A 24,505-nucleotide genomic window follows, 5' to 3' on the forward strand; every position below is an offset into this window, starting at 1 on the left:
TGCTCAAAATTTAAGGAGGGGGCGTATGCGGGAGGCAGCGGGTCCCGCGGGAGAAGTGATGGCAAAAACCCTACTCGATTGATAAAAACACCACCAGGTCACGGGGCCGTCACATTGCACCGCTAGTATCACCAGCGCCCAAACAACCCCCGTGCCCCCTGTGGAATTCAACGCCTCGCGCCACCACCTGCCGCGCTATCGCCAATCGACCGCCGCCGACCTGTGCGTGGCCACGGCCGCCGTGCCGTCGGACGCCAGCAACGCCGCTGTGCTGCAACTGTTCACCGAGCGGCGTGATTTGATGAGCCTTCCCGTGCTGGAAGACGGCCGCCCGATTGGCCTGATCAGCCGCAATATCTTCATGTCGCAAATGTCCAAGCCCTACTACAACGAGTTGTACGGCAAGAAGAGCTGCATCGCCTTCATGGACAAGGACCCGCTGATCGTGGAAGCCGGTATCAGCATCGAAGACCTGACTTTCCGCGCCGTCGAATCGGGCGAGAAGGCGCTGGCCGACGGCTTCATCATCACGCGCGACGGCGTGCTGGCCGGCGTCGGCTTCGGCCTGCAGCTGATGAACGTGGTGGCCAATATGCAGGCCGAACGCAATCGCCAGATCATGCACAGCATCGAGTACGCCAGCGTGATCCAGCGCGCCCTGCTGCGCGGCTCGCGCGCGGCGCTGCTGGATGCGATGGACGACGCGCACCTGGAATGGCAGCCGCGCGACATGGTGGGCGGCGATTTCTTTCACGTCGAGCGCTATCCGGAAGGCTGGTTCGCCGCCATCGCCGACTGCACCGGGCACGGCGTGCCGGGCGCTTTCATGACCTTGATCGCCTCGTCCGTGCTGACGCAAGCCTTGCAGCGACTGGGCCCGCGCGATCCGGGCGCCCTGATGGGCGAGGTAAGCCGGGGCGTGAAAGCCATGCTGGGCCAGAGTGAGGATGCGCGCGCCCAGGCCGAATCGGACGACGGCCTGGATGCCGCCTTCCTGTGGTACGACGCGCGCGAACGCCACCTGCGCTTTGCCGGCGCGCGCATGACGCTGCACCTGGTCATGCCAGGGCAGGGCGGCCTGCAACTGTGCGAAGGCGAACGCGCCGGCCTGGGCTATGTCGATACCCCGCTCGGCCAGACATGGCCCAACCACAGCATGCAGCTGGCGCCCGGCGCCTTGCTGTTTGTCGCCAGCGACGGCCTGACCGACCAGATTGGCGGCCCCAAAGCCATCGCCTACGGCAAGCGCCGCCTGCGCGCCCAGTTGCAGGAGCACGCCGCCGAACCAGCGGTGCTGCTTGCCTCGCGCCTGCTGGACGAACTGGCCGACTGGCAGGGCACCCAGCCGCGCCGCGACGACCTGACGTTTTTCTGTTTCCGCCCATGAGGAGCATGCCTTTGCTGTACGAAGAGTTCGAGGATTTCTGGCTGCTTGCGCAAAAGCGCAATGTGATCTTTTTCTATGCCGGCTATATCTCCCAGCACGTGGTCGCCGCCATTTCGGAAACCATCCGCGCCCGCCTGGATACCGCCGGCGCGGCCGGCCCCACGCGCCGCCGCATTTTCTCGGCTTTCGTAGAAATGTCGCAGAACATCATGCATTACTCGTCCGAGACGCTGACGCCGGACGCCCAGCGCGACCAGCAGATCCGGCGCGGCTCGTTCTGCATCGGCACGCGCGGCGAGAGTTTTTACCTGCTGTCGGCCAATCCGGTGGACAGCGCCAAGGTGGACGCCATCAAGGCGCGCCTGGACCCGCTGCGCAGCATGACGGTCGACGAGATCAAGAGCGCCTACAAGAAGGCGCTGCGCGAGGCCGTGCCGGAAGACAGCAAGGGCGCGGGCCTGGGCTTCCTGACCATGGCGCGCGAAGCCAGCGAACCGCTGGAATTCGAATTTGTCGCGGCGCCCAACAAGCCGGACACCACCATCTTCTGCATCAAAGCGATTATCTGAACCTTATGGAATCTTTGTTCATCGCCGCCTCGCCCACGTCGCCGGAAGTCGATTTCCGCTTCGGCGAGCATGCCTTGTCGCTCAAGGGCGAGTCCTATCCCGAAAACGCCGCCGCCTTTTACGGCCCGGTCATCGAGCGCCTGCGCGCCTACCTGGCCGTGTGCGACGGCGCGGCCATCACCGTGAATGTCTCGCTGGCCTATTTCAACAGCTCCAGCACCAAGATGCTGTTCACCCTGTTCGACGCCCTGAACGACGCCGCCCGCGCCGGCAACAGCGTGCAGCTGAACTGGTACCGCGACGAGGAAGACGACACCATCGAGGAATTCGGCGCCGAATTGCGCGACGACTTTCCGGCCCTGCAGTTCCACGACCGGCCGTTATGAGTGCCTTACCAAAGATCGCCGTGGCCGAGGCGCCCGACTTGTTTGGCAGCGAACAGGCGGCGTTGACGGCGGCGCGCGCCGTGCTGGCCGGCGGCGGCGACTACCAGCGCGCCCTGGGCGAGCTGGCCGGGCACTATGAGCGCCTGCTGCGCGAATCGCGCCGCCTGGTGCAGCGCAGCGACCGCGCCGAGCGCAGCATGAACCAGCTGGCCAGCCAGCTGGCCTACCGCGCCAGCCACGACGCCCTGACCGGGGCGCTGAACCGCGCCGCCGTGATCGAGCAGGCCAACCGCTGCCTGGCCAAGCAGGACACGGTGCTGGTGGTGCTCGATATCGACCACTTCAAACAGGTCAACGACAGCTTCGGCCACCCGGCCGGGGACGCCGTGATCCAGTCCGTGGTGCGCTGCCTGCGCCAGCTGCTGGGCGCGCAGGCGGTTATCGGCCGCGTCGGCGGCGAGGAGTTTTCCGTGGTCTGGCCCGGCCTCGACCTGCAGCAAGGCATGCAGCTGGGTGAGCGCATCCGCGCCGCCATCGCGGCCGGGGACTGCCCGCCGCCGCTGGCGCGGCCGGTGACGGTCAGCGTCGGTGTCAGCTGGAGCGCGCGCGGCAGCACCTTCGAACAGGCCTACAGCCGCGCCGACCAGGCGCTGTACCGCGCCAAACGGGGCGGCCGCAATGCGGTCTGCGCCGCCGATTAATCTTCGCTTAAGGCCGGGGCGCTTGTGGCGCCGGCCGAACCGGGCTACCATGCAGGGATGAAGCTTCGTCGTTCATCCCGGGTTGTTGCTGCGTTGGTAGCGCTGTTCAGCATGCTGTTCATGCAGCTGGCTGTGGCCTCCTATCGCTGCCCGGTGGACGATATTGCCGCCGTCATGGAAACGCCATGCGAGTCCATGGACCCGGGCCAGCCCAGCCTGTGCAAGGCCAAGTCCACCGACCTGGCGGCCAAGCAGTCGCTCGACAAACCGCCGGTGCCGCCGGTGCTGCCCTTTGTACCGTCCGACCTGGCCGGCTTGGTGGTGGCCGCCGACTGGACGCCATTGCCGGCCGCCACCGCAACGGCGCCGCCCGCGCTGGCGCGCAGTACCGCGCCGCCCATCGCCATAGAAAACTGCTGTTTCCGCATTTGATCCCCCGGCTTGCCTGATGCCGCACCGCGCTTGCCTGTCTTGCAAGCGTGCTGTTTCTTTCGCAATCCGGAGGTACCATGTTTTCCCCTACATCCTGGCGGCGCACAGCGCTCGCCTGCGCGCTCGTGCTCGCGCTGCCCGCTGGCCTGGCCGTGGCCGCGCCGCCGACGCCGGCCACCCTGACGCTGCCTGCTGCCGTGCAGCACGCGACCGAACGTTCGCGCCAGTTGGCGGCGCAAGAGCATTCCACCATTGCCGCCCGCGCCATGGCCGTGGCGGCGGCCCAATTGCCCGACCCGGTCCTGAAGGCCGGCGTCGATAACCTGCCACTCAGCGGCGCCGACCGCTACCGCATCGGCGCCGACTCCATGACCATGCGTCGTATCGGCGTGATGCAGGAGCTGACCAGCAGCGACAAGCGGCGCTGGCGCGCGGCGCGCTTCGAGCGCGAAGCGGAGCGCAGCCGCGCCGCCGGCGAGGCGCTGGCCGCCGCGCTCCAGCGCGACACCGCCATCGCCTGGCTTGAGCGCCACTACCTGGAGCGAATGGCCGCCGTGCTGGCGGCGCAGGCCGGGGTGGCGCGCGACGAAATCAGCGCCGTGGAAGCGGCCCATCGCGGTGGCCGCGCCACGCAGGCCGCCGTGCTGGAGGCGCGTGCCGCCTGGCTGGCATTGCAAGACCGCGCCAGCGAGCTTGCCCTGCAACAGCGCAGCGCCGGCATTGCGCTGGAGCGCTGGACCGGACTTGCGGCCAGCACGCCGCTGGCGGGCGCGCCCGACACCTCGGCGCTCGGCATCGACCCGGCAGCGCTGGAGGCGCTGCTTGAGCACCATCCCAAAGTCGCGGTCCTGACGCGCCAGGCCGAACTGGCCCAGGCCGAAGCCGGGCTGGCGCGCGCCAGCCGCAGCAACGACTGGAGCGTGGAGGTGGCGCTGCAGCAGCGCGGCCCCGGCTACCCCAGCATGGTGTCCTTCGGCATCTCGGTGCCGCTGCAATGGGACCGCGCGCGGCGCCAGGACCGCGAACTGGGCGCCCGCCTGGCCGCCGCCGATCAGGCGCTGGCCGAACGCGATGAGGTCTTGCGCGAGCATGTGGCCGAAGTGCGCGGCCAACTGGCCGAATGGCAGTCCGGCCGCGAACGCATCACCCGCTACCGGGACGAAGTGCTGCCGCTGGCGGCGGCGCGCACGGCAGCGCTGCAGGCGGCCTACCGCGGCGGCAAGGCGGCGCTGGCCGAGGTGCTGGCCGCGCGCCGCGCCGAGGGCGAACAGCAGCTGCAGGCATTGCAGCTGGAACGCCAGAACGCCCGCGCCTGGGCGCAGTTGAACTATATCCAGCCGGTGAAGGAGCACCCATGAAGAAGAAGGCAGTGATCGCCGCTATCGCAGCGGCAGGGGCGCTTGGCGCGCTGGCGGCGTATGGCGGCTACCAGGCCGGCCTGCGCCAGTCCGGCGCCGCGGCGCCCGCAGCTGGGGCGCAGGCGCGCAAGCCGCTCTATTGGCACGATCCCATGGTGCCGGGCCAAAGGTTCGACAAACCGGGCAAATCGCCGTATATGGACATGCAGCTGGTGCCGGTCTATGCCAGTGGTGGCGACGACGGCGCCGACAGCGGCACCGTGCACATCAGCCCGCGCGTGCAGCAGAACCTCGGCGTGCGGACTGCGCTGGTGGCCAGCGCGCCTTTGCAGCTGACGGTGACGGCAGTCGGCAATGTCGCCTTCAACGAGGCCGATGTCGCCGTGGTGCAGGCCCGCGCCAGCGGATTCGTCGAGCGCGTGCTGGTGGGCACCACGCTGCAGCCGGTGCGGCGCGGCCAGCCCCTGGTGGAAGTCACCATGCCGGACTGGGTGGCGGCGCAGGAGGAATTCCTGGCCGTGCGCCGCATGCCGGATGGCTCGGCAAGCGGCTTGCTGGCGGCGGCGCGCCAGCGCATGCTGTTGGCCGGCATGAGCGAGCAGCAGGTGCGCCAGGTTGAATCCGGCGGCCGCGTGCTGGCGCGCCAGGTGCTGGCGGCGCCGACGGCGGGCGTGGTGACAGAGCTGGCAGCGCGCGAAGGGATGGCGGTGGCGGCTGGCACGCCCCTGTACCGCATCAATGGCCTGGACAAGGTGTGGGTCATGGCGGAGCTGCCGGAAAGCGCGGCGGCCCAGGTGGCGCCAGGCAACCCCGTGGTGGCGCGCGCGGCGGCGCTGCCGGAGCTGGAATTGCGCGGCAAAGTCGCCGCCATCCTGCCCGAGGTGAATGCAGCGACGCGGACCGTGCGGGCGCGGGTGGAACTGGCCAACCCGGGCGGCCGCCTGGCGCCGGGCATGTTCGTCAGCGTTTCATTCGCCGCGCCGCAGCGCGCGCCGGCCCTGCTGGTGCCGTCGGAAGCGCTGGTACGCACCGGCACGCGCAGCGTGGTGATGCTGGAGCAGGGACCGGGCAAATTCGCTCCGGTGCAGGTGGAGGTGGGACAGGAGGCGGGCGGCCAGGTGGAGATCCGCGCCGGCCTGCAGGCGGGGCAGAAAGTGGCGGTTTCCGGCCAGTTCCTGATCGATTCCGAAGCCAGCCTGAAAGCCAGCGGCGAGCGCATGGAAGGCGTCGGCGCCGCCGTGCATCGCGGCGACGCCGTGGTGGAGGCGGTGGACGGCGACGAGGTCACGCTGTCGCACGGGCCTATCGCCAGCATCAAGTGGCCCGCCATGACCATGGCGTTCAAACTGCCGCCGGGCGGCTTGCCGGCGGGTGTAAAGGTGGGCGCGCGCGTCCGCTTTGAATTCGTGCAGCAGGGCGAAGGCGAGTTCCGCGTGACCGCCATTGCGCCGGCGGCGCCGGCCGCGCCGGCGGAGCAGCACGGAGGCCACCGATGATCGCCAAGTTGATCCTCTGGTCCATCGGCAACCGCTTCCTGGTGCTGATGGCATCGGTGCTGCTGGCGGGGTGGGGCGCCTGGGCGCTGCTGCGCACCCCGCTGGACGCCATTCCCGACCTGTCGGACGTGCAGGTGATTATCCGCACCAGCTACCCGGGCCAGGCGCCGCAGATCGTGGAGAACCAGGTCACCTATCCGCTCACCACGCAGATGCTGTCGGTGCCGGGCGCGCGCACGGTGCGCGGCTACTCCTTCTTCGGCGATTCCTTCGTCTACGTGCTGTTCGAGGACGGCACCGACCCGTACTGGGCCCGATCGCGCGTGCTGGAATACCTGAACCAGGTGCAGTCACGCCTGCCGGCGCAGGCGCGCGCCGCGCTCGGCCCGGACGCCACCGGCGTCGGCTGGGTGTTCGAATACGCCCTGGTGGACCGCAGCGGCAAGCACGACCTGGCGCAATTGCGCGCCCTGCAGGACTGGTTCCTGAAGTACGAGCTGAAGGCCGTGCCGAATGTGGCCGAAGTGGCCAGCCTGGGCGGCATGGTCAAGCAGTACCAGGTGGTGCTCGACCCGGCCCGCCTGCGCGCCTACAACATCACCCACGGCAGGGCCATCGACGCCATCAAGCGTGCCAACCAGGAGGCCGGCGGCTCTGTGCTGGAGCTGGCGGAAGCCGAATACATGGTGCGCGCCTCCGGCTACCTGCGCACGCTGGAGGACTTCCGCCAGATCCCGCTGGCGACCAGCGCCGCAGGCGTGGCGGTGCGGCTGGGCGATGTCGCCACCATCCAGCTCGGTCCCGAAATGCGGCGCGGCATTGCGGAGCTGGATGGCGAAGGCGAGGTGGCGGGCGGCGTGATCGTCATGCGCTCCGGGAAAAACGCGCTGCAAACCATCGACGCCGTCAAGGCGCGGCTGGCCGCGCTCAAAGCCAGCCTGCCGCGCGGCGTGGAGATCGTGCCGGTGTACGACCGCTCCAACCTGATCCGCCGCGCCGTGGGCCACCTGGAGCAAAAGCTGGTGGAGGAGTTCATCGTGGTGGCGCTGGTGTGCGCGCTTTTCCTGTTCCACCTGCGCTCCGCGCTGGTGGCGATCGTATCGCTGCCGCTGGGCATACTGGCCGCGTACCTGGTGATGTATTACCAGGGCGTCAACGCCAACATCATGTCGCTGGGCGGCATCGCCATCGCCATCGGTGCCATGGTGGATGCGGCGGTGGTCATGATCGAGAACGCGCATAAGCATATCGAGGCCTGGCGCCACCGGCATCCCGGGCGCAATCTGGAAGGCGATGAGCATTGGCAGGTAATCGGCACAGCGGCGGCGGAAGTGGGGCCGGCGCTGTTCTTCTCGCTGCTGATCATCGTGCTGTCCTTCATCCCGGTGTTCACGCTGGAAGCGCAGGAAGGGCGCCTGTTCGCGCCGCTGGCCTTCACCAAGACCTACGCCATGGCCGCCGCGGCGGCGCTGGCCGTGACCCTGGTCCCGGTCCTCATGGGCTATATGATCCGGGGCCGCATTCCCGACGAAACAGCCAACCCGCTCAACCGCTGGCTGATTGCGGCCTACCGCCCCTTGCTGGAACGCGTGCTGCGCTGGCCGCGCGCCACCTTGCTGCTGGCCGCCGCCGTGGCGCTGCTGTCACTCTGGCCGCTGACCCGCCTCGGTGGTGAGTTCATGCCGCCGCTGGACGAGGGCGATCTGCTGTACATGCCGTCCGCCTTGCCCGGCCTGGGCGCCGGCAAGGTGCAGCAACTGCTGCAGCAGACCGACCGCATGATCAAGACGGTGCCGGAAGTGCACAGCGTGTTCGGCAAGGCCGGCCGCGCCGAAACGGCGACCGACCCGGCGCCGCTGGAGATGTTCGAGACCACCATCCAGTTCAAGCCGCGCGAGCAATGGCGGCCCGGCATGACGCCGGACAAGCTGGTGGCCGAACTGGACCGGGTGGTGCAGGTGCCCGGGCTGGCCAACATCTGGGTGCCGCCCATCCGCAACCGCATCGACATGCTGGCCACCGGCATCAAGAGCCCGGTCGGCATCAAGGTGTCCGGCGCCAGCCTGCAGGAGATCGACCGCATCGCAAGTGAGATCGAACGCGTGGTGCGCCCCGTGCCCGGCGTGTCGTCCGCCCTGGCCGAGCGCCTGAATGGCGGCCGCTATATCGACGTGGAAATCGACCGCGCCGCCGCCGGGCGCTACGGCCTGAATATCGACGAAGTGCAAAGCTTTATCGCCAGCGCGGTGGGCGGCGACAACGTGGGCGAAACCGTGGAGGGCCTGCAACGCTTCCCGATCAATGTGCGCTACCCGCGCGAGCTGCGCGATTCGCTGGAGAGCCTGCGCGCCTTGCCGCTGTTGACGGAACGCGGCGCGCAGCTACGCCTGGGCGATGTGGCGACGGTGCGCATCAGCGACGGCCCGCCCATGCTGCGCAGTGAAAATGCGCGCCTCTCGGGCTGGGTCTATGTCGATATCCACGGCCGCGACCTGCGCTCGGCGGTGCGGGAAATGCAGCAGGCCGTGGCGGCCAGGGTGAAGCTGCCAGCCGGCTACGCCGTGTCCTGGTCGGGCCAGTTCGAGTACCTGGAACGGGCAACGGCGCGCCTGCAGGTGGTGGTGCCTGCTACGCTGCTGATCATCTTCGTGCTGCTGTACCTGACCTTCCGCCGCGCCGACGAGGCGGCGCTGATCATGGCCACCTTGCCGTTCGCGCTGGCGGGCGGCGTATGGCTGTTGTGGGCTTTGGGCCACAACCTGTCGGTGGCGACCGGGGTCGGCTTCATCGCGCTGGCCGGGGTGGCGGCGGAATTCGGCGTCATCATGCTGCTCTACCTGAAGCACGCGTGGGAGGCGCGCCTGGCGGCGGGGCAGGGCGGCGAAGCGGCGCTGCTGGACGCGATCCGCGAAGGGGCCGTGCTGCGCGTGCGGCCCAAAGCCATGACGGTGACCGTGATCGTGGCCGGCCTGGTGCCGATCATGTGGGGCGCCGGCACCGGTTCCGAGATCATGCAGCGCATTGCTGCACCCATGGTAGGGGGAATGCTGTCGGCGCCCCTGCTCTCGCTATTCGTTGTGCCGGCAGCGTATTTGATCATCCGGCGCCGCACGGTGTAAGCTGCGCCTGTACTTTTATTTGGAGACGTTATGAAAGCATTTTTTGCAACTTTGCTGGCGGCGGCCTGCCTGTCCGGCGCCCCTGCGATGGCCCAGCATAGCGGCCACGACGCGCACGGCGACCACGGCCAGCCGGCAGCCAGCAGCGCGACCGACACCACCGACGGCGAGATCCGCAAGGTGGACAAGCCAAGCGGCAAGCTGACCATCAAGCATGGCGAGCTGAAAAACCTGGGCATGGGTGCCATGACCATGGTGTTCAAGGTGAAGGACGCGGCCATGCTGGACAAGGTGCAGGCCGGCGACAAGGTGCGCTTCACCGTGGACAAGACGATGACGGTGACCGCCATCGAGGCTGCCAAGTAATTGCCTAGGCTGTGCGGGCGAACTCGATGCGTTGTTTGCGCGGGTTCGGCCGCACGATGTGCTCCAGCGGCAGCACGGTCGACTGCTTGATCTTCTTCAGCGCGATATTCGACTTCACGTTCACCACCCCGGGCAGGAGCAGCAGCTCCTTCATCATCAGGTCCGCAAACGAGGCCAGGTCGTGCGACACCACGCGCGCCACATAGTCCGCCTCGCCCGTCACGGAGAAACACTCCATCACTTCCGGCACATCCCGGATCGCCTGTTCAAAGGCGTCGCCGCGCTTTTCGCCGTGCCGGTCCAGGGTGATGTGGACGAAGGCCATCACGTCCAGCCCCACCGCGCCCGGTTCCAGCACCGCCGCATAATGGTCGATGATGCCCGCCTCGCGCAGGCGCTGCACGCGGCGGCCGACCTGGGAGACCGACAGGTGCAGGATGTCGGCCAGGGCGGCGTTGGTGGCCTCGCCGTTGCGTTGCAGTTCGTTGAGCAGGGAAAGGTCGTGGCGGTCGACGGTAATCATGGAAAACTTCCTGTTGAATGCGCAAAACGCGCATGGGAATCACATTGAATAGCGCATTATGCGCAAAAAATCCAGAATCGGTGCGTAGTATATCCGGTATCCATTTCATTTCCGGAGACAGCAAACATGACCGAATCTTTGTGGGACAACCCAATGGGCACCGACGGCTTCGAATTCATCGAATACGCCGCACCTGATCCCGTCGCCATGGGCAAGACGTTTGAAGCGATGGGCTTTACCGCCGTCGCCCGCCACCGCAGCAAGGACGTGACCCTGTACCGCCAGGGCGAAATCAACTTCCTGCTGAACGCCGAGCGCGACTCTTTTGCACAGCGCTTCGCCGAGCTGCACGGCCCGTCCGTGTGCGCGATCGCCTTCCGCGTCAAAGACGCCGCCTACGCCTACAAGCGCGCGCTGAAGCTGGGTGCCTGGGGCTATGAAAGCAAAGTCGGCCCGATGGAGCTGAACCTGCCGGCCATTAAAGGCATTGGCGATTCGCTGATCTACTTTGTTGACCGCTGGAGCGGCAGCAGCGCGATCAGCATTTACGACGTGGACTTCGAGCCGATTCCCGGCGTGGAGCAGAACCCGAAAGGCCACGGCCTGACCTATATCGACCACCTGACGCACAATGTGCACCGTGGCCGCATGGGCGAGTGGGCGGAGTTCTACGAGCGCCTGTTCAACTTCCGCGAAGTGCGCTACTTCGATATCGAAGGCCAGGTGACCGGCGTGAAGTCGAAAGCCATGACCAGCCCTTGCGGCAAGCTGCGCATCCCGATCAATGAAGAGGGCACCGACCGCGCCGGCCAGATCCAGGAATACCTGGATGCGTATCGCGGCGAGGGCATCCAGCACATCGCGATGGGCAGTGATGAGCTGTTCTCGACCGTGGACAAGCTGCGCGCCGCCGGCGTGAAGCTGCTCGACACGATCGACACCTATTACGAGCTGGTGGACCGCCGCATTCCCGGCCATGGCGAATCGGTGCCGGCCCTGCGCGAGCGCAAGATCCTGATCGACGGCAAACCGGGCGACCTGCTGCTGCAGATCTTCTCCGAGAACCAGCTCGGCCCAGTATTCTTTGAGTTCATCCAGCGCAAAGGCAACCAGGGCTTCGGCGAAGGCAATTTCAAGGCCCTGTTCGAGTCGATCGAACTGGACCAGATGCGGCGTGGCGTGCTGACTGCCTAAGCAGCTCAGAGCAGGCCGGCCAGCCTGAGCATGATGCCGAGGAGGGCCGTGCCATACGTCAGGGCTATGCCAATGAGCCAGCGATTCATCTTCGCTTGCTCACGGCGCAGCTCTTCAATGCTCTGGCGCAGCTCGGCAAAGCCCCGGTCTGTGTGGTCCCTCAGTTCAGCCAGGCCGCGGTGGGTATGCTCGCGCAGGTCAGCCAGGCCGCGGTCGGTATGCTCGCGCAGCTTGTCAAGGCCGTCGTGCAGACGGGTCAGCTCGTGGTGTGTGAGCCGGAACAGTTCATCGTGCGCTTCCACCTTCGCCTCTAGACTTGCAATATGTTCCCCGTGGTCCATGGTTCCTCCGCATTTTGCCTCTACTGTGCGGCAGGGTGCGGAGGGCCGTGTTGACATAGGACAGGCCAGTGGCGCGCAAGTTCCCGGAATTTAGTGGGCCATCAGCACCGGCAGGGGTGACGTTGCCAGGATGGTACGGGTGGCGCCGCCCAGCATCATTTCGCGGAAGCGGCTATGGCCGTAGGCGCCCATCACCAGCAGGTCGCATTCCATTTCCTGGCCGATCGCGATGATGGCCGCGCCGGGATCGACCGCTTCCGGCCGGCGCAGGACCTCGACCCGCACGCCGTGGCGTGCCAGGTAGAGCGCGATATCCGCCCCCGGCTCCTCACCCAGCACTTCCACGCTGCCGCCCAGGATCGCCAGGGTCACGCGCTCGGCGCTGCGCAGCAGGGGCAGGGCGGCGGTGACGGCTTTCGCCGCCTCCACGCTGCCATTCCATGCCACCAGCACCCGCTTGCCGATGACCGGGAAGCGGCCCTCGCTCGGCACCAGCAGCACAGGGCGGCCGCAATTTAGCACCACATAATCGGGCAGGTCCGGCAACAGGTTGCCCTCGCCGCTGTCCGACGGACGCACCTGGCCCAGCACCACCAGGTCCGCATAGCGCGCCTGCAGGCACAAGCCAGAGTATTCCTCATCATTACTGCTGCGCACCTCGCGCGAGCTTACGCCGTGGCGCTCCGCCAGCGTATCGAAGCGGGCCAGGTCCTGCTGCACGCGCTGCTTGGCGCGCTGCAGGTAATCGGCCATGAACACCCCGCTGCCCTCATACGAACGCCCCGCCAGCATGGTGCGTGGCATGCCTGTCATGGCGGCGCCCACCAGGTGAGCCTCCTCGCGCAAGGCCAGTGCAGAGGCCAGGGCAATCCGTGCTTCAAGATTTGGGGCCTGGTCGACGTGAACCACGATAGTCTGGTAAGACATGGTTTCCTCCTGCGTTAATATTGGCTCCAGTCTGCGCCCGCAGGCGGGGGCGATCCATGACCTGGATCAACCAAACTCCCGCTGGCGAGCGCAGCGCGGCATCGCTTGCTATAATGGCAGCGCTATGAATATCCGGCGCTTCCTTGTCATCCTGCTGCTCATGCTGCTTCCGGTCCAGGTCACCCTGGCGGCGGCCGATAGCTGCTGCGTGGCCGCCAAGGTTGCGCAAGCGGGCGAGCATGTCGCCGGTGCCACGGAAGATGCCGGCGACGACGGTTCCTGCTGCACCGCTTGCGACTTTTGCCACCACTCCCATGCGCCCTTTGTCGCGACGGTGGAAGATAGCAAGCCGCTCGCCGTATCGATCGCCCCGGTGCAACCGCCCGAGCCGCCGATCTATTCCTTCATACCTGATCTCCCCCCGCGTCCCAACTGGCCCTGGTGATTGACCCGGCTGCCCCGTGCAGCCATTCCGTTTCAATCATCAAGGAGCAATCTCGTGAAAAGACTTTGCATCCCCTTGCTGGCGGCCGCCTGCCTGGCCCCCGCATGGGCGCAACCAACGTTGACCCTGGCCGATGCGCTGCACCAAGCGCGCCAGGACAACCCTGAATTAAAGGCGCTGGCGCTGGAAGCCGGCGCCGTAGAAGCCGCCGGGCGCCAAGCCGCGCTGCTGCCCAACCCTGCGCTGGAATACGTGCGCGAAGGCCGCGCCAGCGAAGGCGGCTCGACCACCGTGCAACTGGCCATCCCGCTCGAACTGGGCGGCAAGCGCGGCGCGCGCATGGACGTCGCGCGCGCCGACAGCCGCGCAGCCGCGCTGGACCTGGCGGCGGGCCGCGCCCGTATCGAAGCGGAAGTGGCCGCCGCCTTCCACGCCGCCTACCTGGCGCAGGAGCACGTGGCGCTGGCGGCGCAGGTCAGCGAAAGCGGCCGCCGCTCCAGCGATGCCGCCGCGCGCCGCGTCCAGGCCGGCAAGGTATCGCCGGTGGAAGAGGCGAGGGCGCGCGTGGCGGAGGCCAACTGGCGCATTGAAGGCGTGGCCGCGCAAAAGGAACTGGACGAAGCGCGCATCAAGCTGGCCAGCCTGTTGGGCAGCGAAGCACGCGCGATCGGCAGCCTTGCCGCCCCCGGCGCGCCCGAGGCCTCCGCCCTGCGGCTGCAAGCCCTGGTGGACGCCGCCCCCGCAATGCAGCGCGCCGCCGCCGAAGTGGAAGCCGGCAGCGCCGCACTCAAGCTTGAACGCGCGCAGCGCCTGCCTGATGTGTCGCTCATCGTCGGCAGCAAGCGCGAAGGGCCGGAACGCGAGCGCGTGCGGCAAAACATCGTCGGCCTCTCCATCCCGCTGCCCCTGTTCAACCGCAACCAGGGCGCGATCCTCGCCGCCGAGCGTCGCGCCGACAAGGCGCGCGCCGAGCTGGAAGCTACGCGCTTGCGCATCCGTGCCGAAGCGCAGCAAGCGCACGCGCGCATGCAGGCCGCGCTGCAACAGGAACGCCTGGTGCGCGAAGACGTGCTGCCCGGCGCCCGCTACGCCGCCGAAGCCGCACTGAAAGGCTTTGAAGCCGGCAAATTCAACTACGTGGAAGTGCTGGATGCCCAGCGCACCCTGGTGCAGGCGCAAGCCCAGCACCTGCGCGTGCTGTCGGACTTCTACCGCGCCAAGGCCGACCTTTCGCGCCTGGTGGGCAACCTGGATATCAAGGAATCGAAATGAACAAGCGTCAAAAGACCATGATCGCGGCCATGGTGGCCGTGGCCGCCCTGTTTGCCGGCGCAGTGCTGGGCTGGGGCAGCATCGGCGCCAGCGCCGGCAAGGCCGGCGAAGCGCACGGCGAGGAGCATGGCAAAGAGCACGCTGGGCACGGCGGCGAAGGCCGCCCCGCCCACGCCGAAGCGATCCCCTTCACCGATGCGCAAATCGCCGCCGCCGACATCCAGCTGCGCACTGCCGGCGCCGCGCGCCTGGAAACCTTCGTCCGCCTGCCGGGCGAAGTAAAGCTGAACGAAGACCGCACCGCCCACGTCACCCCGCGCGTGGACGGCATCGTGCAGGAAGTGCAGGCCAACCTCGGCCAGCAAGTGCGCAAAGGCGACCTGCTGGCGGTTGTCGCCAGCGCCGACGTCTCCGAGCAGCGCAGCAGCCTGGCCGCCGCCGAGAAGCGCGCAGCTCTCACGCGCGCGGTCTACGAGTCCGAGAAAAAGCTGTGGGAAGACAAAGTCTCCGCCCGCCAGGACTATCTGAAAGCCGAGCACGAATGGCAGGAAGCCAGCATCGCCGTGCAGAACGCCCGCCAGAAGCTGGTGGCGCTGGGCGCGACCGGCTCCGGACGCGGCCCCTTCAACCGCCTGGAAATCCGCGCCCCCTTCGATGGCCTGATCGTCGACAAGCACATCGCCGTCGGCGAAGCCGTGGGCGCCGAGACCAAGGTATTCACCGTCTCCGACCTGCGCCAGGTCTGGGCCGAAGTCGTGGTGCCCGCCAAGGACCTGGAGATCGTGCGCGTCGATACCGAAGCCGTGCTGCACTCCGCCGCCTCCGACGCCGCCGTGAAAGGCAAGGTCAGTTTCGTCAGCGCCCTGATCGGCGAACAGACCCGCGCCGCGCGCGCCCGCGTCGTGCTGGACAACCCCAAGCTGGCCTGGCGCCCCGGCCTGTTCGTGGACGTCGACATCGTCACCGGCGCCGCCGAAGTGCCGGTCGCCGTCGAAAAGGAAGCGCTGCAGACCCTGAACGGCACCCAGGTCGTGTTCCAGCGCGTGCAGGACGGCTTCCAGCCGGTACCGGTCACGCTGGGCCGCTCCGACGGCAAGCTGGTGGAAATCACCTCCGGCCTGCGCAAGGACGTCCAATACGCCGCCGCCCACAGCTTCACCATCAAGGCGGAGCAGGGCAAGGGCAGCGCCGCCCATGAAGACTAAGGAGCGGCCATGCTAACTAAAATCATCCGGGCCTGCATAGGCCACCGCTGGCTCGTCATGTTCGCCGTCGCCGCCATGGCAGTGCTGGGCGCCGTGAACTATAAAAAGCTGCCGATCGACGCCGTGCCCGACATCACCAACGTCCAGGTGCAGATCAACACCGCCGCCGCCGGCTACTCGCCGCTGGAAGTGGAGCAGCGCATCACCTTCCCGATCGAGTCGCTGATGGCCGGCCTGCCCAAGCTGGAGCAAACGCGCTCACTGTCGCGCTACGGCCTGTCGCAGATCACCGTTGTGTTCAAAGACGGCACCGACATCCACTTCGCGCGCGCCCTGGTCAGCCAGCGCATCCAGGACGCGCGCGGGCAGCTGCCGCCCGGTCTGACGCCGACCATGAGCCCCATCGCCACCGGCCTGTCTGAAATCTACCTGTGGACGGTGGACGCCAAGCCCGACGCCCGCAAGCCGGACGGCACGCCCTACACGCCGACCGACCTGCGCGAGATCCAGGACTGGATCATCAAACCGCAGCTGCGCAACGTCGCCGGCGTCACCGAGATCAACTCCATCGGCGGCTACGACAAGGAGTACCTGGTCGCCCCCACGCCGGCCAAACTCGCCTCGTATGGCCTCAACCTGTCCGACGTGGTGACAGCGCTGGAACGCAATAACGGCAACGTCGGCGCCGGCTACATTGAGAAGGAAGGCGAGCAATACCTGCTGCGCGCACCGGGCCAGGTCAAATCCGTGGCCGACATCGGCAACATCGTCGTCGCCACGATCGAAGGCGTGGCCGTGCGCATCACCGACGTCGCCACGGTGGGCATTGGCGCCGAGCTGCGCACCGGCGCCGCCACCCGCGACGGACGCGAAGTCGTGCTGGGCACCGTCTTCATGCTGATTGGCGAAAACAGCCGCGCCGTCGCGCAAGCCGTCGACGCCAAGATGGTGGAAATCAACCGCAGCCTGCCGGCCGGCGTCAGCGCCACGCCCGTGTACAACCGCACCGTGCTGGTTGAAAAAGCCATCGACACCGTCAAGCGCAACCTGCTGGAAGGCGCCGTGCTGGTAATCGGCGTACTGTTCCTCTTCCTCGGCAACCTGCGCGCCGCCCTGATCACCGCCATGGTGATTCCGCTGTCGATGCTGTTCACCTTCACCGGCATGGTCGCCAACAACGTCAGCGCCAATCTGCTCAGCCTGGGCGCCCTCGACTTCGGCATCATTGTCGACGGCGCCGTGGTCATCGTCGAAAACTGCGTACGGCGCCTGGCGCACGCGCAGCAGCTGGCCGGCCGCCCGCTCACCCGCGACGAACGCTTCGCCGAAGTCTTCGCCGCCGCGCACGAAGCGCGCAGGCCGCTGCTGTTCGGGCAATTGATCATCATGATCGTCTACCTGCCGATCTTCGTCTTGTCCGGGATCGAAGGCAAGATGTTCCACCCCATGGCCTTCACCGTGGTCGCCGCCCTGCTGGGCGCCATGCTGCTGTCGATCACCTTCGTCCCCGCCGCCGTCGCCCTGTTCATGACCGGCACCATACGCGAAGGGGAAGGGCGCTTCATGCACGCCGCCAAGCAGCGCTACGGCGCCTGCCTGGACTACGTCATGGCCAATCGCCCCGTGGTGTTCACCGCCGCCGGCCTGGTGCTCGCCCTCTCCGTGCTGCTGGCCACCCGCCTCGGCACCGAGTTCGTGCCCAACCTGAACGAAGGCGACTTCGCCGTGCTCACCGTGCGCATCCCCGGCACCGGCCTCGCGCAATCGGTGCAGATGCAGCAGCAGATCGAAAAGACGCTGGTCGCCAAATTCCCCGAAATCGCCACCGTATTCGCCCGCACCGGCACTGCCGAAATCGCCTCCGACCCCATGCCGCCCAGCATATCGGACGGCTACATCATGCTGAAGCCGGAACAAGACTGGCCCAAGCCAAAGCGCAGCCGCGAAGAGCTGCTGGCCGCCATTCGCGCCACACTGGAACAACTGCCCGGCAACAGCTATGAGTTCAGCCAGCCGATCCAGCTGCGCGTGAACGAGTTGATCTCCGGCGTGCGCAGCGACGTCGCCGTGAAAGTGTTCGGCGACGACCTGGAAGTACTGAACGCCAAAGCCGCCGAAGTTGGCGCCATCCTGGAGAAGATCCCCGGCGCCAGCGGCGTCAAAGTCGAACAGACCACCGGCCTGCCGATGCTGCAGATCCAGGTCGACCGCGAACGCGCCGCCCGGCTCGGCCTCAACATCGCCGAAGTGCAGGAACTGATCGCCACCGCCACCGCAGGACGCGAAGCCGGCGCCATGTTCGAAGGCGACCGCCGCTTCGACATCGTGGTGCGGCTACCGGAAGCGCTGCGCGCCGACATCGAGCTGCTCAAACGCCTGCCGGTGCCGCTGCCCAAGCGCGAAGGCGCGCGCCCGAGCTTCGTCACGCTGGCCGAAATTGCCAGTTTCGACACCACGCCCGGCCCCAACCAGCTAAGCCGCGAGCAAGGCAAGCGGCGCGTGGTGGTCACGGTGAATATGCAGGACCGCGACATCGGCTCCTTCGTCAGCGAAGCGCAGCAGGCGATTTTGAAAGGCGTGAAGCTGCCCGCCGGCTACTGGCTGGCGTGGGGCGGACAGTTCGAAAACCTGCAGAATGCCGCGCAGCGCCTGAAGGTGGTGGTGCCGGCATCGCTGGCACTGGTGTTCGCGCTGCTGTTCCTCATGTTCAACAACGCCAGGGACGGCGCGCTGGTATTCACCGGCATCCCCTTCGCGCTGACGGGCGGGATCTTGGCGCTGTGGCTGCGCGACATACCGATGTCGATATCGGCAGCGGTAGGCTTCATCGCCTTGTCCGGCGTGGCCGTATTGAATGGCCTGGTGATGATCTCCTTCATCCGCAGCCTGCGCGAGCAAGGCCGGCCGCTGGCCGAAGCGGTGCGCGAAGGCGCCCTGGTCAGGTTGCGCCCAGTGCTGATGACGGCGCTGGTCGCCTCGCTCGGCTTCGTCCCGATGGCGATTGCCACCGGCACCGGCGCCGAAGTCCAGCGCCCCCTGGCCACGGTCGTGATCGGCGGCGTCCTGTCCTCCACCGCCCTGACCCTCCTCCTCCTCCCGCTGCTCTACCAGCTCGCGAACCAATTCGGGGTCAGGTCTGACAATCGGACAGCCGGTGCGCACGATTGACCTGTCGCAAGCCGCGCTAGCCGAATTTCTGCTAGCGCATTTACGACAAAAAAAAGTCCGCATCTAGCGGACTTTTTTCTTACGCGTATTGAGAATTCTCAATCGAACGTGCTGCGTGTCCGATTGTCAGACCTGACCCCGAATTTTGCCAATGGCTGAGTTTGGCTTGATAGGCGGTCATGGCTTGCTGTTTGACTGGGCCGTAGCCGCGGACTTCTTGCGGCATGCGGGCGAGCTCGAGTGCGGCGGGGTAGCGCTTGGCGTCGAGCTGTTGGCATTCCTGTTCGATCAGTTGGGTGAACTGGGCGATCATGGCGCGTTCGGCGCGCCGTTCTTCGGTGTAGCCGAACAGATCGAGGGCGCTGCCGCGCAGGCCTTTGCCGCGCGCCAGCAGGCGCATGGCGCTGAAGATCCAGGGGCCGAACTTGCGCTTGCGCGGGCGGCCCGTGGCGGGGTCGATCCGCGATAGCAGGGGCGGGGCGAGCCAGATCGAGACCTTGCCGTGGCCGGAGAATTGGGCGTTCAAGCTGGCGCGGAATTCTTCGCTGCTGTACAGGCGGGCGACTTCGTATTCGTCCTTGTAGGCCATCAGGCGGTAGGCGCTGATGGCGACGTTGCGGGCGAATTCTTCCTGGCCGGGGGCGGCGCCTTGCTCGGCTTCGATGGCGCGGGCGACCAGGGCGCGGTAGCGCTCGGCGTACGCGGCGTCCTGGTAGGCGGTGAGGTCGGCGACGCGGGCGGCGATCAGTTCGTCCAGGCGGAGGGCGTCCATGGCGACCGGTGCCGGTGCATTGCGTACGCGTTCCAGCAGGCCGGGGTTGCAGGCGGCAATGCGGCCCCATTTGAAGGCGCTCAGGTTGAGCGGGACGGCGGCGCCGTTCAATTCAATCGTGCGCTGGATGGCTTCCAGCGACAGCGGCACCAGGCCGTGCTGCCAGGCGAACCCTAACATCAAGGTGTGCACCACCACGGTGTCGCCGAACAGGGCTTGGGCCAGGGCGTTGGCGTGGAGGGTGTGGAAGCGGCCTTCCTGGCAGCGTTGCTTGATCCGTGCCCGCATCAGCGAGACGGGCTGGATGGCGTCGCGTTGGCGCACGATTTGCGCGGTCGGCGTTTCGTCGAGGTTCAGGACGGCGGCGCTGCGCGTCGCGGACAGGCGGGCGGCGTTGTCGGCGGCGGCGGCGACCACCATGTCGGCGCCGAGCAGCAGGTCGGCTGCGCCTTGCCCGATGCGCACGGCGCTGATCTGGCCAGCGTCGTTGGCCAGGCGTACCTGGCTGACCACTGCGCCGTTTTTCTGCGCCAGGCCGGTGAAGTCGAGCACGGTGGAGGCTTTGCCTTCGACGTGGGCGGCGCCGCCCAGCACGGCGCCGGTGGTCAGCACGCCGGTGCCGCCAATGCCGGCGACAACGACGTTGAAGGGGCGGTCCAGCGCCGGCACTTGCGGCGCGACCAGGGCGGCCGAGAGTTCTGCCTCGAGCGCTTGCAGGCGTTCGGTTTCGGGCCTGCGCAGGCGCGGGCCTTCGATGTCGATGAAGCTTGGGCAGAAGGCGCTGACGCAGGAGTAGTCTTTGTTGCAGGCGTTCTGGTTGATCTTGCGCTTGCGGCCGTAGGCGGTTTCCAGCGGTTCGACGGAGATGCAGTTCGATTGCACGGAGCAGTCGCCGCAGCCTTCGCATACGCGTTCGTTGATGAACAGGCGGCGGTCGGGGTCGGGCATGGCTTTGCGCTTGCGGCGGCGGCGCTTCTCCGCGGCGCAGGTCTGTTCGTAGACGATGGCGGTGACGCCGGCGGCTTCGCGCAGGGTGCGCTGTACGGCATCGAGTTCGCTGCGGTGGTGGATGGCGGTGCCGGGTGCGAGCCCGCTGTCATTGGCGCTGTGCCAGCGCTCGGGGTCGTCGGAGACCAGCACGATGCGGGCGACGCCTTCGGCATGCAGCTGGCGCGTGATGCGGGCGGGGTCGATCACACCTTCGGCGGCCTGGCCTCCGGTCATGGCGACGGCGTCGTTGTACAGGATCTTGTAGGTGATGTTGGTGCCTGCGGCGACTGCGGCGCGGATAGCGAGCAGGCCGGAATGCTGGTAGGTGCCGTCGCCCAGGTTCTGGAATATGTGGCCGGTGCCGGAGAACGGTGCTGCGCCGACCCATTGCAGCCCTTCGCCGCCCATTTGCGAGAAGGTGGTGGTCTTCAGTTCGGGCTGGGCCAGGGACATGACGTGGCAGCCGATGCCGCCGCCGGCAATCGAGCCTTGCGGGGTCTTGGTGGAGCTGTTGTGCGGGCAGCCGGAGCAGAAGTAGGGCGCGCGCACGGGGATGACGGCGGCGGGCACGGGCACTGCGCTCGCATCAAGCGCGGCCAGGCGTTCGCGCAGCACGGGCAGGGCGTCGCCGAAGCGGCGGGCAACGGCGCGGGCGACGATCAGCGGGGTGAATTCGGAGATTTCCGGCAGCAGCACGGCGCCTGTATCGTCGGCCTTGCCGGTGATGCGTGGCCGCACGGCCAGGCCGTACAGGGCGTCCTTCAGCTGCGTTTCGACGTTGGCGCGCTTTTCTTCGATGACCAGCACTTCTTCATGGCCGGCGGCGAAGGCGCTGGCGCCGTCGGTTTCCAGCGGCCAGCTCATGGCCACTTTGTAGACGGAGATGCCCATGCCGGCCAGGTCGTCGCGCGTGAGCTGCATGTCGTCCAGCGCTTGCATGAAGTCCTGGTGCGCTTTGCCGACGGTGATGATGCCAAAGCGGCGCTGCGGCGCTGCGATGATGCTGCGGTCGATGCCGTTGGCGCGCGCCCAGGCGCGGGCGGCGGGCAGGCGTTCTTCCAGCAGGCGCCGTTCGAGTTCGGCGCGCTGGGCGGGCCAGGCCAGTTTCGGGTCCCAGTTCAGTCCATGCGGCGGCAGGGCGATGTCGGGCGTGCGCCAGCTTGGGAGCGCGTCGAGCGTCACGGTGGCGGCGGTTTCCACCACTTCGGCGATGGTTTTCAGGCCGACCCACAAGCCGCAGTAGCGCGACATGGCAATGCCGGCCAGGCCCAGTTCCATGACTTCGCGCACATTGGCCGGTTGCAGTACGGGGATGGAGGCGGCGTGGAAGATGCCGTCGGTCTGGTGCGGGTACATCGACGATTGCGCGGCGTGGTCGTCGCCGGATACGGCCAGCACGCCGCCCAGGGCGGAGGTGCCGATGATGTTCGCGGTGCGGAACACGTCGCCGGTGCGGTCTACGCCGGGGCCTTTGCCATACCAGATGCCGAACACGCCGTCGACCTTGGTCTCGCCGTAGGCTTTGTGCATTTGCGCGCCCCACAGCGCGGTCGCGGCCAGGTCTTCGTTCAGGCCGGGCTGGAACACGATGTCGTGCTCGGCCAGTTGTTTGGACGCTTTCCATAATTGCTGGTCGTAGGCGCCGAGCGGGGAGCCGCGGTAGCCGGAAACCAGTCCGGCTGTCTTCAGGCCGGCGGCGAGGTCGCGGCGGCGTTGCAGCATGGGCAGTTGGACCAGGGCTTGGATGCCGCTGAGGAACATCGTGTCTTGCATGGCGGGGTGTCTCGTTGTGGTTTTTTAGTGCGAAAATCTTAAGGCAAGGCTTTGAGCGAATGTCGCTGAAATTGCCAGTGATTTATGCGATCATTGGTCGAATTTAACTATCAAAGCCAAAAATAATGGTGAATTTCACTAACGAGGCCGGGCCGGACAAAACTGACCGCAAAATCATGCAGCTGTTGGCGCGCGATGGCCGCATGGCCTGGAGCGAGCTGGCGGAGAAAATCGGGCTGTCGCTGACGCCGACTTTGCGCCGGGTGCGCCAGCTGGAGGAGGGCGGCTATATCAAGGGCTATGTGGCGCAGCTGGATGAGGGGCGGCTGGCGGGCAAGGTCAGTGTCTTCGTGGCGGTGACGCTGGTGAACCAGTCGGAGGAGGTTATCCAGCGTTTTGAGGAGCAGATCGCGCTGTCGCCGGAGGTAATGAGCTGCTTCCTGATGACGGGGGATGCCGATTACACCTTGCGCGTGGTGGTGCCGGACCTGGATGGCTACCAGCATTTCCTGACGCGCACGCTGACCCGCATCCCCGGCGTGGCCCACATCAAATCGAGTATTGCGTTAAAGCAAGTACTGATGCGACCCTCGCCACTCTTGTAATCATATGTACAACCCTTAGTTACATTCCCTTACAAACACCAACACGCGCACGCTTGAATTATCATGTGCAGATGCAGCAAACTCCTGGGGCTTTATAAGTTTCATTGAGGGGGCCACATGCAAATCGAGCGCGTACCATCTTTATTGCAAGACGTGGCCGACATCAGGAACTGGCTGGTCCAGCATATTCCCTTGTCGGGTTCGATGGTGGGGTATGACCTCTTCCTGAAAATTGGCAACGACTGTTTCAGCGACAATGTCATGACATTGGGCGAACTCTGTAAGGGTTTGCCGCATTCCGAATCCGAAGTCCGGCAAGGCGTTGCCGGCATGGTCCAGGCGGGCCTGCTGGAGGCGGTTGCCGACAGCGCGAGCGATAGCGTGCGGATCGTGCCGACGCAGCGTTTCATGGACTTGCTCAAGCAGTACCAGTCCAAATTCGAGAGCGTTTTCATCCCGCGCAAGGAATTGCGCCTGCGCCAGTTGTATGCGGACGTGCACGACCACCGCCTGCACCACCTGGTCGAAACCATGTACGACCATTTCCATGACATGGGCTGGGTTCACCTGCACAAATACGGGGCGGTGTGTTTCCTCATGGCGTCGCTGGTGCGGCGCATTGCCACGGCCTATGGCTTTAAAGCGCGCGTGGAGTTCTGCCACGCGTCGATCTCGACCCGGGAGTTCGAGTTCAAGCTGGGCACGCCGGGCTATGCGGCGCCGGGGCAGATTGAGGGCCACGCTGTCTGCGTGATTGAGGAGGCGGTGCTGGTCGATTTTGCGCTGAGCACCGTACGGCGCAACCTGCGGCGCGATTTCTATTGGGGCATCGCGGCCGCATATGCGCCGCACAATGAAGTCATGGCGCGCATCGATTTGCCCAGCGGCGGCAAGGTGACCTGGAAAAATGACTGGCAAACGCCGGACGGCCCGGGCGAACTCGCCAAATATGAGATGCTGGTGGAAGACCTGTTCAAGGAATTCGTCGCGCGCTTCGGCTGAAGTTGTTAACGGTTTCTGTGGAAAAGTCTGTTAACAAGGAAACGCACGGCGCGCTAAGTTGCTGATTTCGTTTCGAAAAATGGCACTGCACAATTTTCGGTCAACTCAGCCTGCCAAAGGTGAGGAAGATCCAGGCGGCGGCAATCACCACCATGCCGGCCATGGTCAGGCATGACCAGGTGAAGAAGTAGGCGGACACCATGGTCGCCTGCAGCGCGCGCTCAAACAGGAAGCCAAGGCCGAAGTCGAAGGTGGCCATCACCGTCCAGCGCCGGAAGTAGACCGGCAGGTAGCGGCTCATATATTTATTGTGCTGCAATGCGGCGTGGCGTTCGATCACATTGCGCGTTGCGCTCACGTCCTTGAACAGCCAGTCGAAGAAAATAAAGCGGTAGAGCAGGGTGCGGAAAGGCAGCGCGTCGGTGGTCATGAGCGTCTCCCAAGGGTGGCTGCTTACATGATATAGAATTTCCT

Annotated in this window: 21 protein-coding genes; 16 read left to right on the top strand and 5 right to left on the bottom strand. The window is 66.5% G+C overall.

Translation table 11 applies throughout. From position 1 onward, the window contains the following. Window positions 1–160: 160 nt before the first annotated feature. The 9 genes from GTP41_RS14105 to GTP41_RS14145 all read left to right on the top strand — a co-directional run bounded on the left by GTP41_RS14105 (window position 161) and on the right by GTP41_RS14145 (window position 9,814). Complete coding sequence (locus tag GTP41_RS14105; RefSeq protein WP_161026369.1) at window positions 161–1,387, top strand: SpoIIE family protein phosphatase; 1,227 nt, start codon at window positions 161–163, stop codon at window positions 1,385–1,387. 11 nt (window positions 1,388–1,398) lie between these two features. Further along, a complete protein-coding gene (locus tag GTP41_RS14110; RefSeq protein ID WP_161026370.1) occupies window positions 1,399–1,956 on the top strand; it encodes a SiaB family protein kinase in 558 nt (185 codons plus the stop codon). Window positions 1,957–1,961: 5 nt separating this feature from the next. Then, a complete protein-coding gene (locus GTP41_RS14115) occupies window positions 1,962–2,342 on the top strand; it encodes a DUF1987 domain-containing protein (protein WP_161026205.1) in 381 nt (126 codons plus the stop codon). Next, window positions 2,339–3,043, top strand: a complete 705-nt coding sequence (locus tag GTP41_RS14120) for a GGDEF domain-containing protein (protein WP_161026206.1) — start codon at window positions 2,339–2,341, stop codon at window positions 3,041–3,043. The genes GTP41_RS14115 and GTP41_RS14120 overlap by 4 nt, the downstream gene beginning before the upstream one ends. 57 nt (window positions 3,044–3,100) lie before the next feature. Next, window positions 3,101–3,475: a hypothetical protein gene (locus tag GTP41_RS14125; protein WP_161026207.1), complete on the top strand. Its 375-nt coding sequence runs from the start codon at window positions 3,101–3,103 to the stop codon at window positions 3,473–3,475. Window positions 3,476–3,552: 77 nt separating this feature from the next. Continuing rightward, a complete protein-coding gene (locus GTP41_RS14130; protein ID WP_161026208.1) occupies window positions 3,553–4,833 on the top strand; it encodes a TolC family protein in 1,281 nt (426 codons plus the stop codon). Beyond that, on the top strand, window positions 4,830–6,329 hold the full coding sequence (locus GTP41_RS14135) for an efflux RND transporter periplasmic adaptor subunit (protein ID WP_161026209.1): 1,500 nt from the start codon (window positions 4,830–4,832) through the stop codon (window positions 6,327–6,329). The genes GTP41_RS14130 and GTP41_RS14135 overlap by 4 nt, the downstream gene beginning before the upstream one ends. Next, window positions 6,326–9,448: an efflux RND transporter permease subunit gene (locus GTP41_RS14140; RefSeq protein WP_161026210.1), complete on the top strand. Its 3,123-nt coding sequence runs from the start codon at window positions 6,326–6,328 to the stop codon at window positions 9,446–9,448. The genes GTP41_RS14135 and GTP41_RS14140 overlap by 4 nt, the downstream gene beginning before the upstream one ends. A gap of 30 nt (window positions 9,449–9,478) precedes the next feature. Further along, window positions 9,479–9,814, top strand: a complete 336-nt coding sequence (locus tag GTP41_RS14145; RefSeq protein WP_161026211.1) for a copper-binding protein — start codon at window positions 9,479–9,481, stop codon at window positions 9,812–9,814. Between the two features lie 4 nt (window positions 9,815–9,818). Here the strand turns inward: GTP41_RS14145 and GTP41_RS14150 are convergent, their stop codons facing one another. Further along, window positions 9,819–10,337, bottom strand: a complete 519-nt coding sequence (locus tag GTP41_RS14150; protein ID WP_161026212.1) for an Lrp/AsnC family transcriptional regulator — start codon at window positions 10,335–10,337, stop codon at window positions 9,819–9,821. A gap of 126 nt (window positions 10,338–10,463) precedes the next feature. On the opposite strand from GTP41_RS14150, the gene hppD reads away from it, so the two are divergent. Further along, window positions 10,464–11,531 carry a 4-hydroxyphenylpyruvate dioxygenase gene (gene hppD / locus GTP41_RS14155; RefSeq protein ID WP_161026213.1) on the top strand — a complete coding sequence of 356 codons (1,068 nt, stop codon included), beginning with the start codon at window positions 10,464–10,466 and terminating at the stop codon, window positions 11,529–11,531. Between the two features lie 5 nt (window positions 11,532–11,536). On the opposite strand, the gene GTP41_RS14160 is transcribed toward hppD, so the two are convergent. Next, window positions 11,537–11,872, bottom strand: a complete 336-nt coding sequence (locus tag GTP41_RS14160; RefSeq protein WP_161026214.1) for a hypothetical protein — start codon at window positions 11,870–11,872, stop codon at window positions 11,537–11,539. A gap of 90 nt (window positions 11,873–11,962) precedes the next feature. Then, on the bottom strand, window positions 11,963–12,799 hold the full coding sequence (locus GTP41_RS14165; RefSeq protein ID WP_161026215.1) for a universal stress protein: 837 nt from the start codon (window positions 12,797–12,799) through the stop codon (window positions 11,963–11,965). Window positions 12,800–12,923: 124 nt separating this feature from the next. On the opposite strand from GTP41_RS14165, the gene GTP41_RS14170 reads away from it, so the two are divergent. The 4 genes from GTP41_RS14170 to GTP41_RS14185 are packed head-to-tail and all read left to right on the top strand — an operon-like array spanning window position 12,924 to window position 18,889. Further along, entirely contained in the window at window positions 12,924–13,244 is a 321-nt protein-coding gene (locus GTP41_RS14170) for a hypothetical protein (RefSeq protein WP_161026216.1), read from the top strand. Window positions 13,245–13,298: 54 nt separating this feature from the next. After that, window positions 13,299–14,516 carry a TolC family protein gene (locus GTP41_RS14175; protein ID WP_161026217.1) on the top strand — a complete coding sequence of 406 codons (1,218 nt, stop codon included), beginning with the start codon at window positions 13,299–13,301 and terminating at the stop codon, window positions 14,514–14,516. After that, window positions 14,513–15,721 carry an efflux RND transporter periplasmic adaptor subunit gene (locus tag GTP41_RS14180; RefSeq protein WP_161026218.1) on the top strand — a complete coding sequence of 403 codons (1,209 nt, stop codon included), beginning with the start codon at window positions 14,513–14,515 and terminating at the stop codon, window positions 15,719–15,721. The genes GTP41_RS14175 and GTP41_RS14180 overlap by 4 nt, the downstream gene beginning before the upstream one ends. A 9-nt stretch (window positions 15,722–15,730) precedes the next feature. Next, window positions 15,731–18,889: an efflux RND transporter permease subunit gene (locus tag GTP41_RS14185; RefSeq protein WP_161026219.1), complete on the top strand. Its 3,159-nt coding sequence runs from the start codon at window positions 15,731–15,733 to the stop codon at window positions 18,887–18,889. 79 nt (window positions 18,890–18,968) lie between these two features. On the opposite strand, the gene GTP41_RS14190 is transcribed toward GTP41_RS14185, so the two are convergent. After that, the gene (locus GTP41_RS14190) at window positions 18,969–22,424 is read right to left on the bottom strand and encodes an indolepyruvate ferredoxin oxidoreductase family protein (protein WP_161026220.1); all 3,456 of its coding nucleotides are present in this window, start codon (window positions 22,422–22,424) and stop codon (window positions 18,969–18,971) included. Between the two features lie 125 nt (window positions 22,425–22,549). Between GTP41_RS14190 and GTP41_RS14195 the strand changes: the two genes are divergently transcribed. Together GTP41_RS14195 and GTP41_RS14200 are read left to right on the top strand one after the other, a co-directional pair. Next, a complete protein-coding gene (locus GTP41_RS14195) occupies window positions 22,550–23,029 on the top strand; it encodes an Lrp/AsnC family transcriptional regulator (RefSeq protein WP_161026221.1) in 480 nt (159 codons plus the stop codon). A gap of 117 nt (window positions 23,030–23,146) precedes the next feature. After that, the gene (locus GTP41_RS14200; RefSeq protein WP_161026222.1) at window positions 23,147–24,031 is read left to right on the top strand and encodes a hypothetical protein; all 885 of its coding nucleotides are present in this window, start codon (window positions 23,147–23,149) and stop codon (window positions 24,029–24,031) included. Between the two features lie 100 nt (window positions 24,032–24,131). Here GTP41_RS14200 and GTP41_RS14205 read toward each other — a convergent pair whose 3' ends face one another. Next, a complete protein-coding gene (locus GTP41_RS14205; protein ID WP_161026223.1) occupies window positions 24,132–24,461 on the bottom strand; it encodes a hypothetical protein in 330 nt (109 codons plus the stop codon). Window positions 24,462–24,505 lie beyond the last annotated feature (44 nt).

Origin of the sequence: Pseudoduganella guangdongensis (assembly GCF_009857475.1) — a bacterium.
In the GTDB taxonomy this organism is placed as follows: domain Bacteria; phylum Pseudomonadota; class Gammaproteobacteria; order Burkholderiales; family Burkholderiaceae_D; genus Rugamonas; species Rugamonas guangdongensis.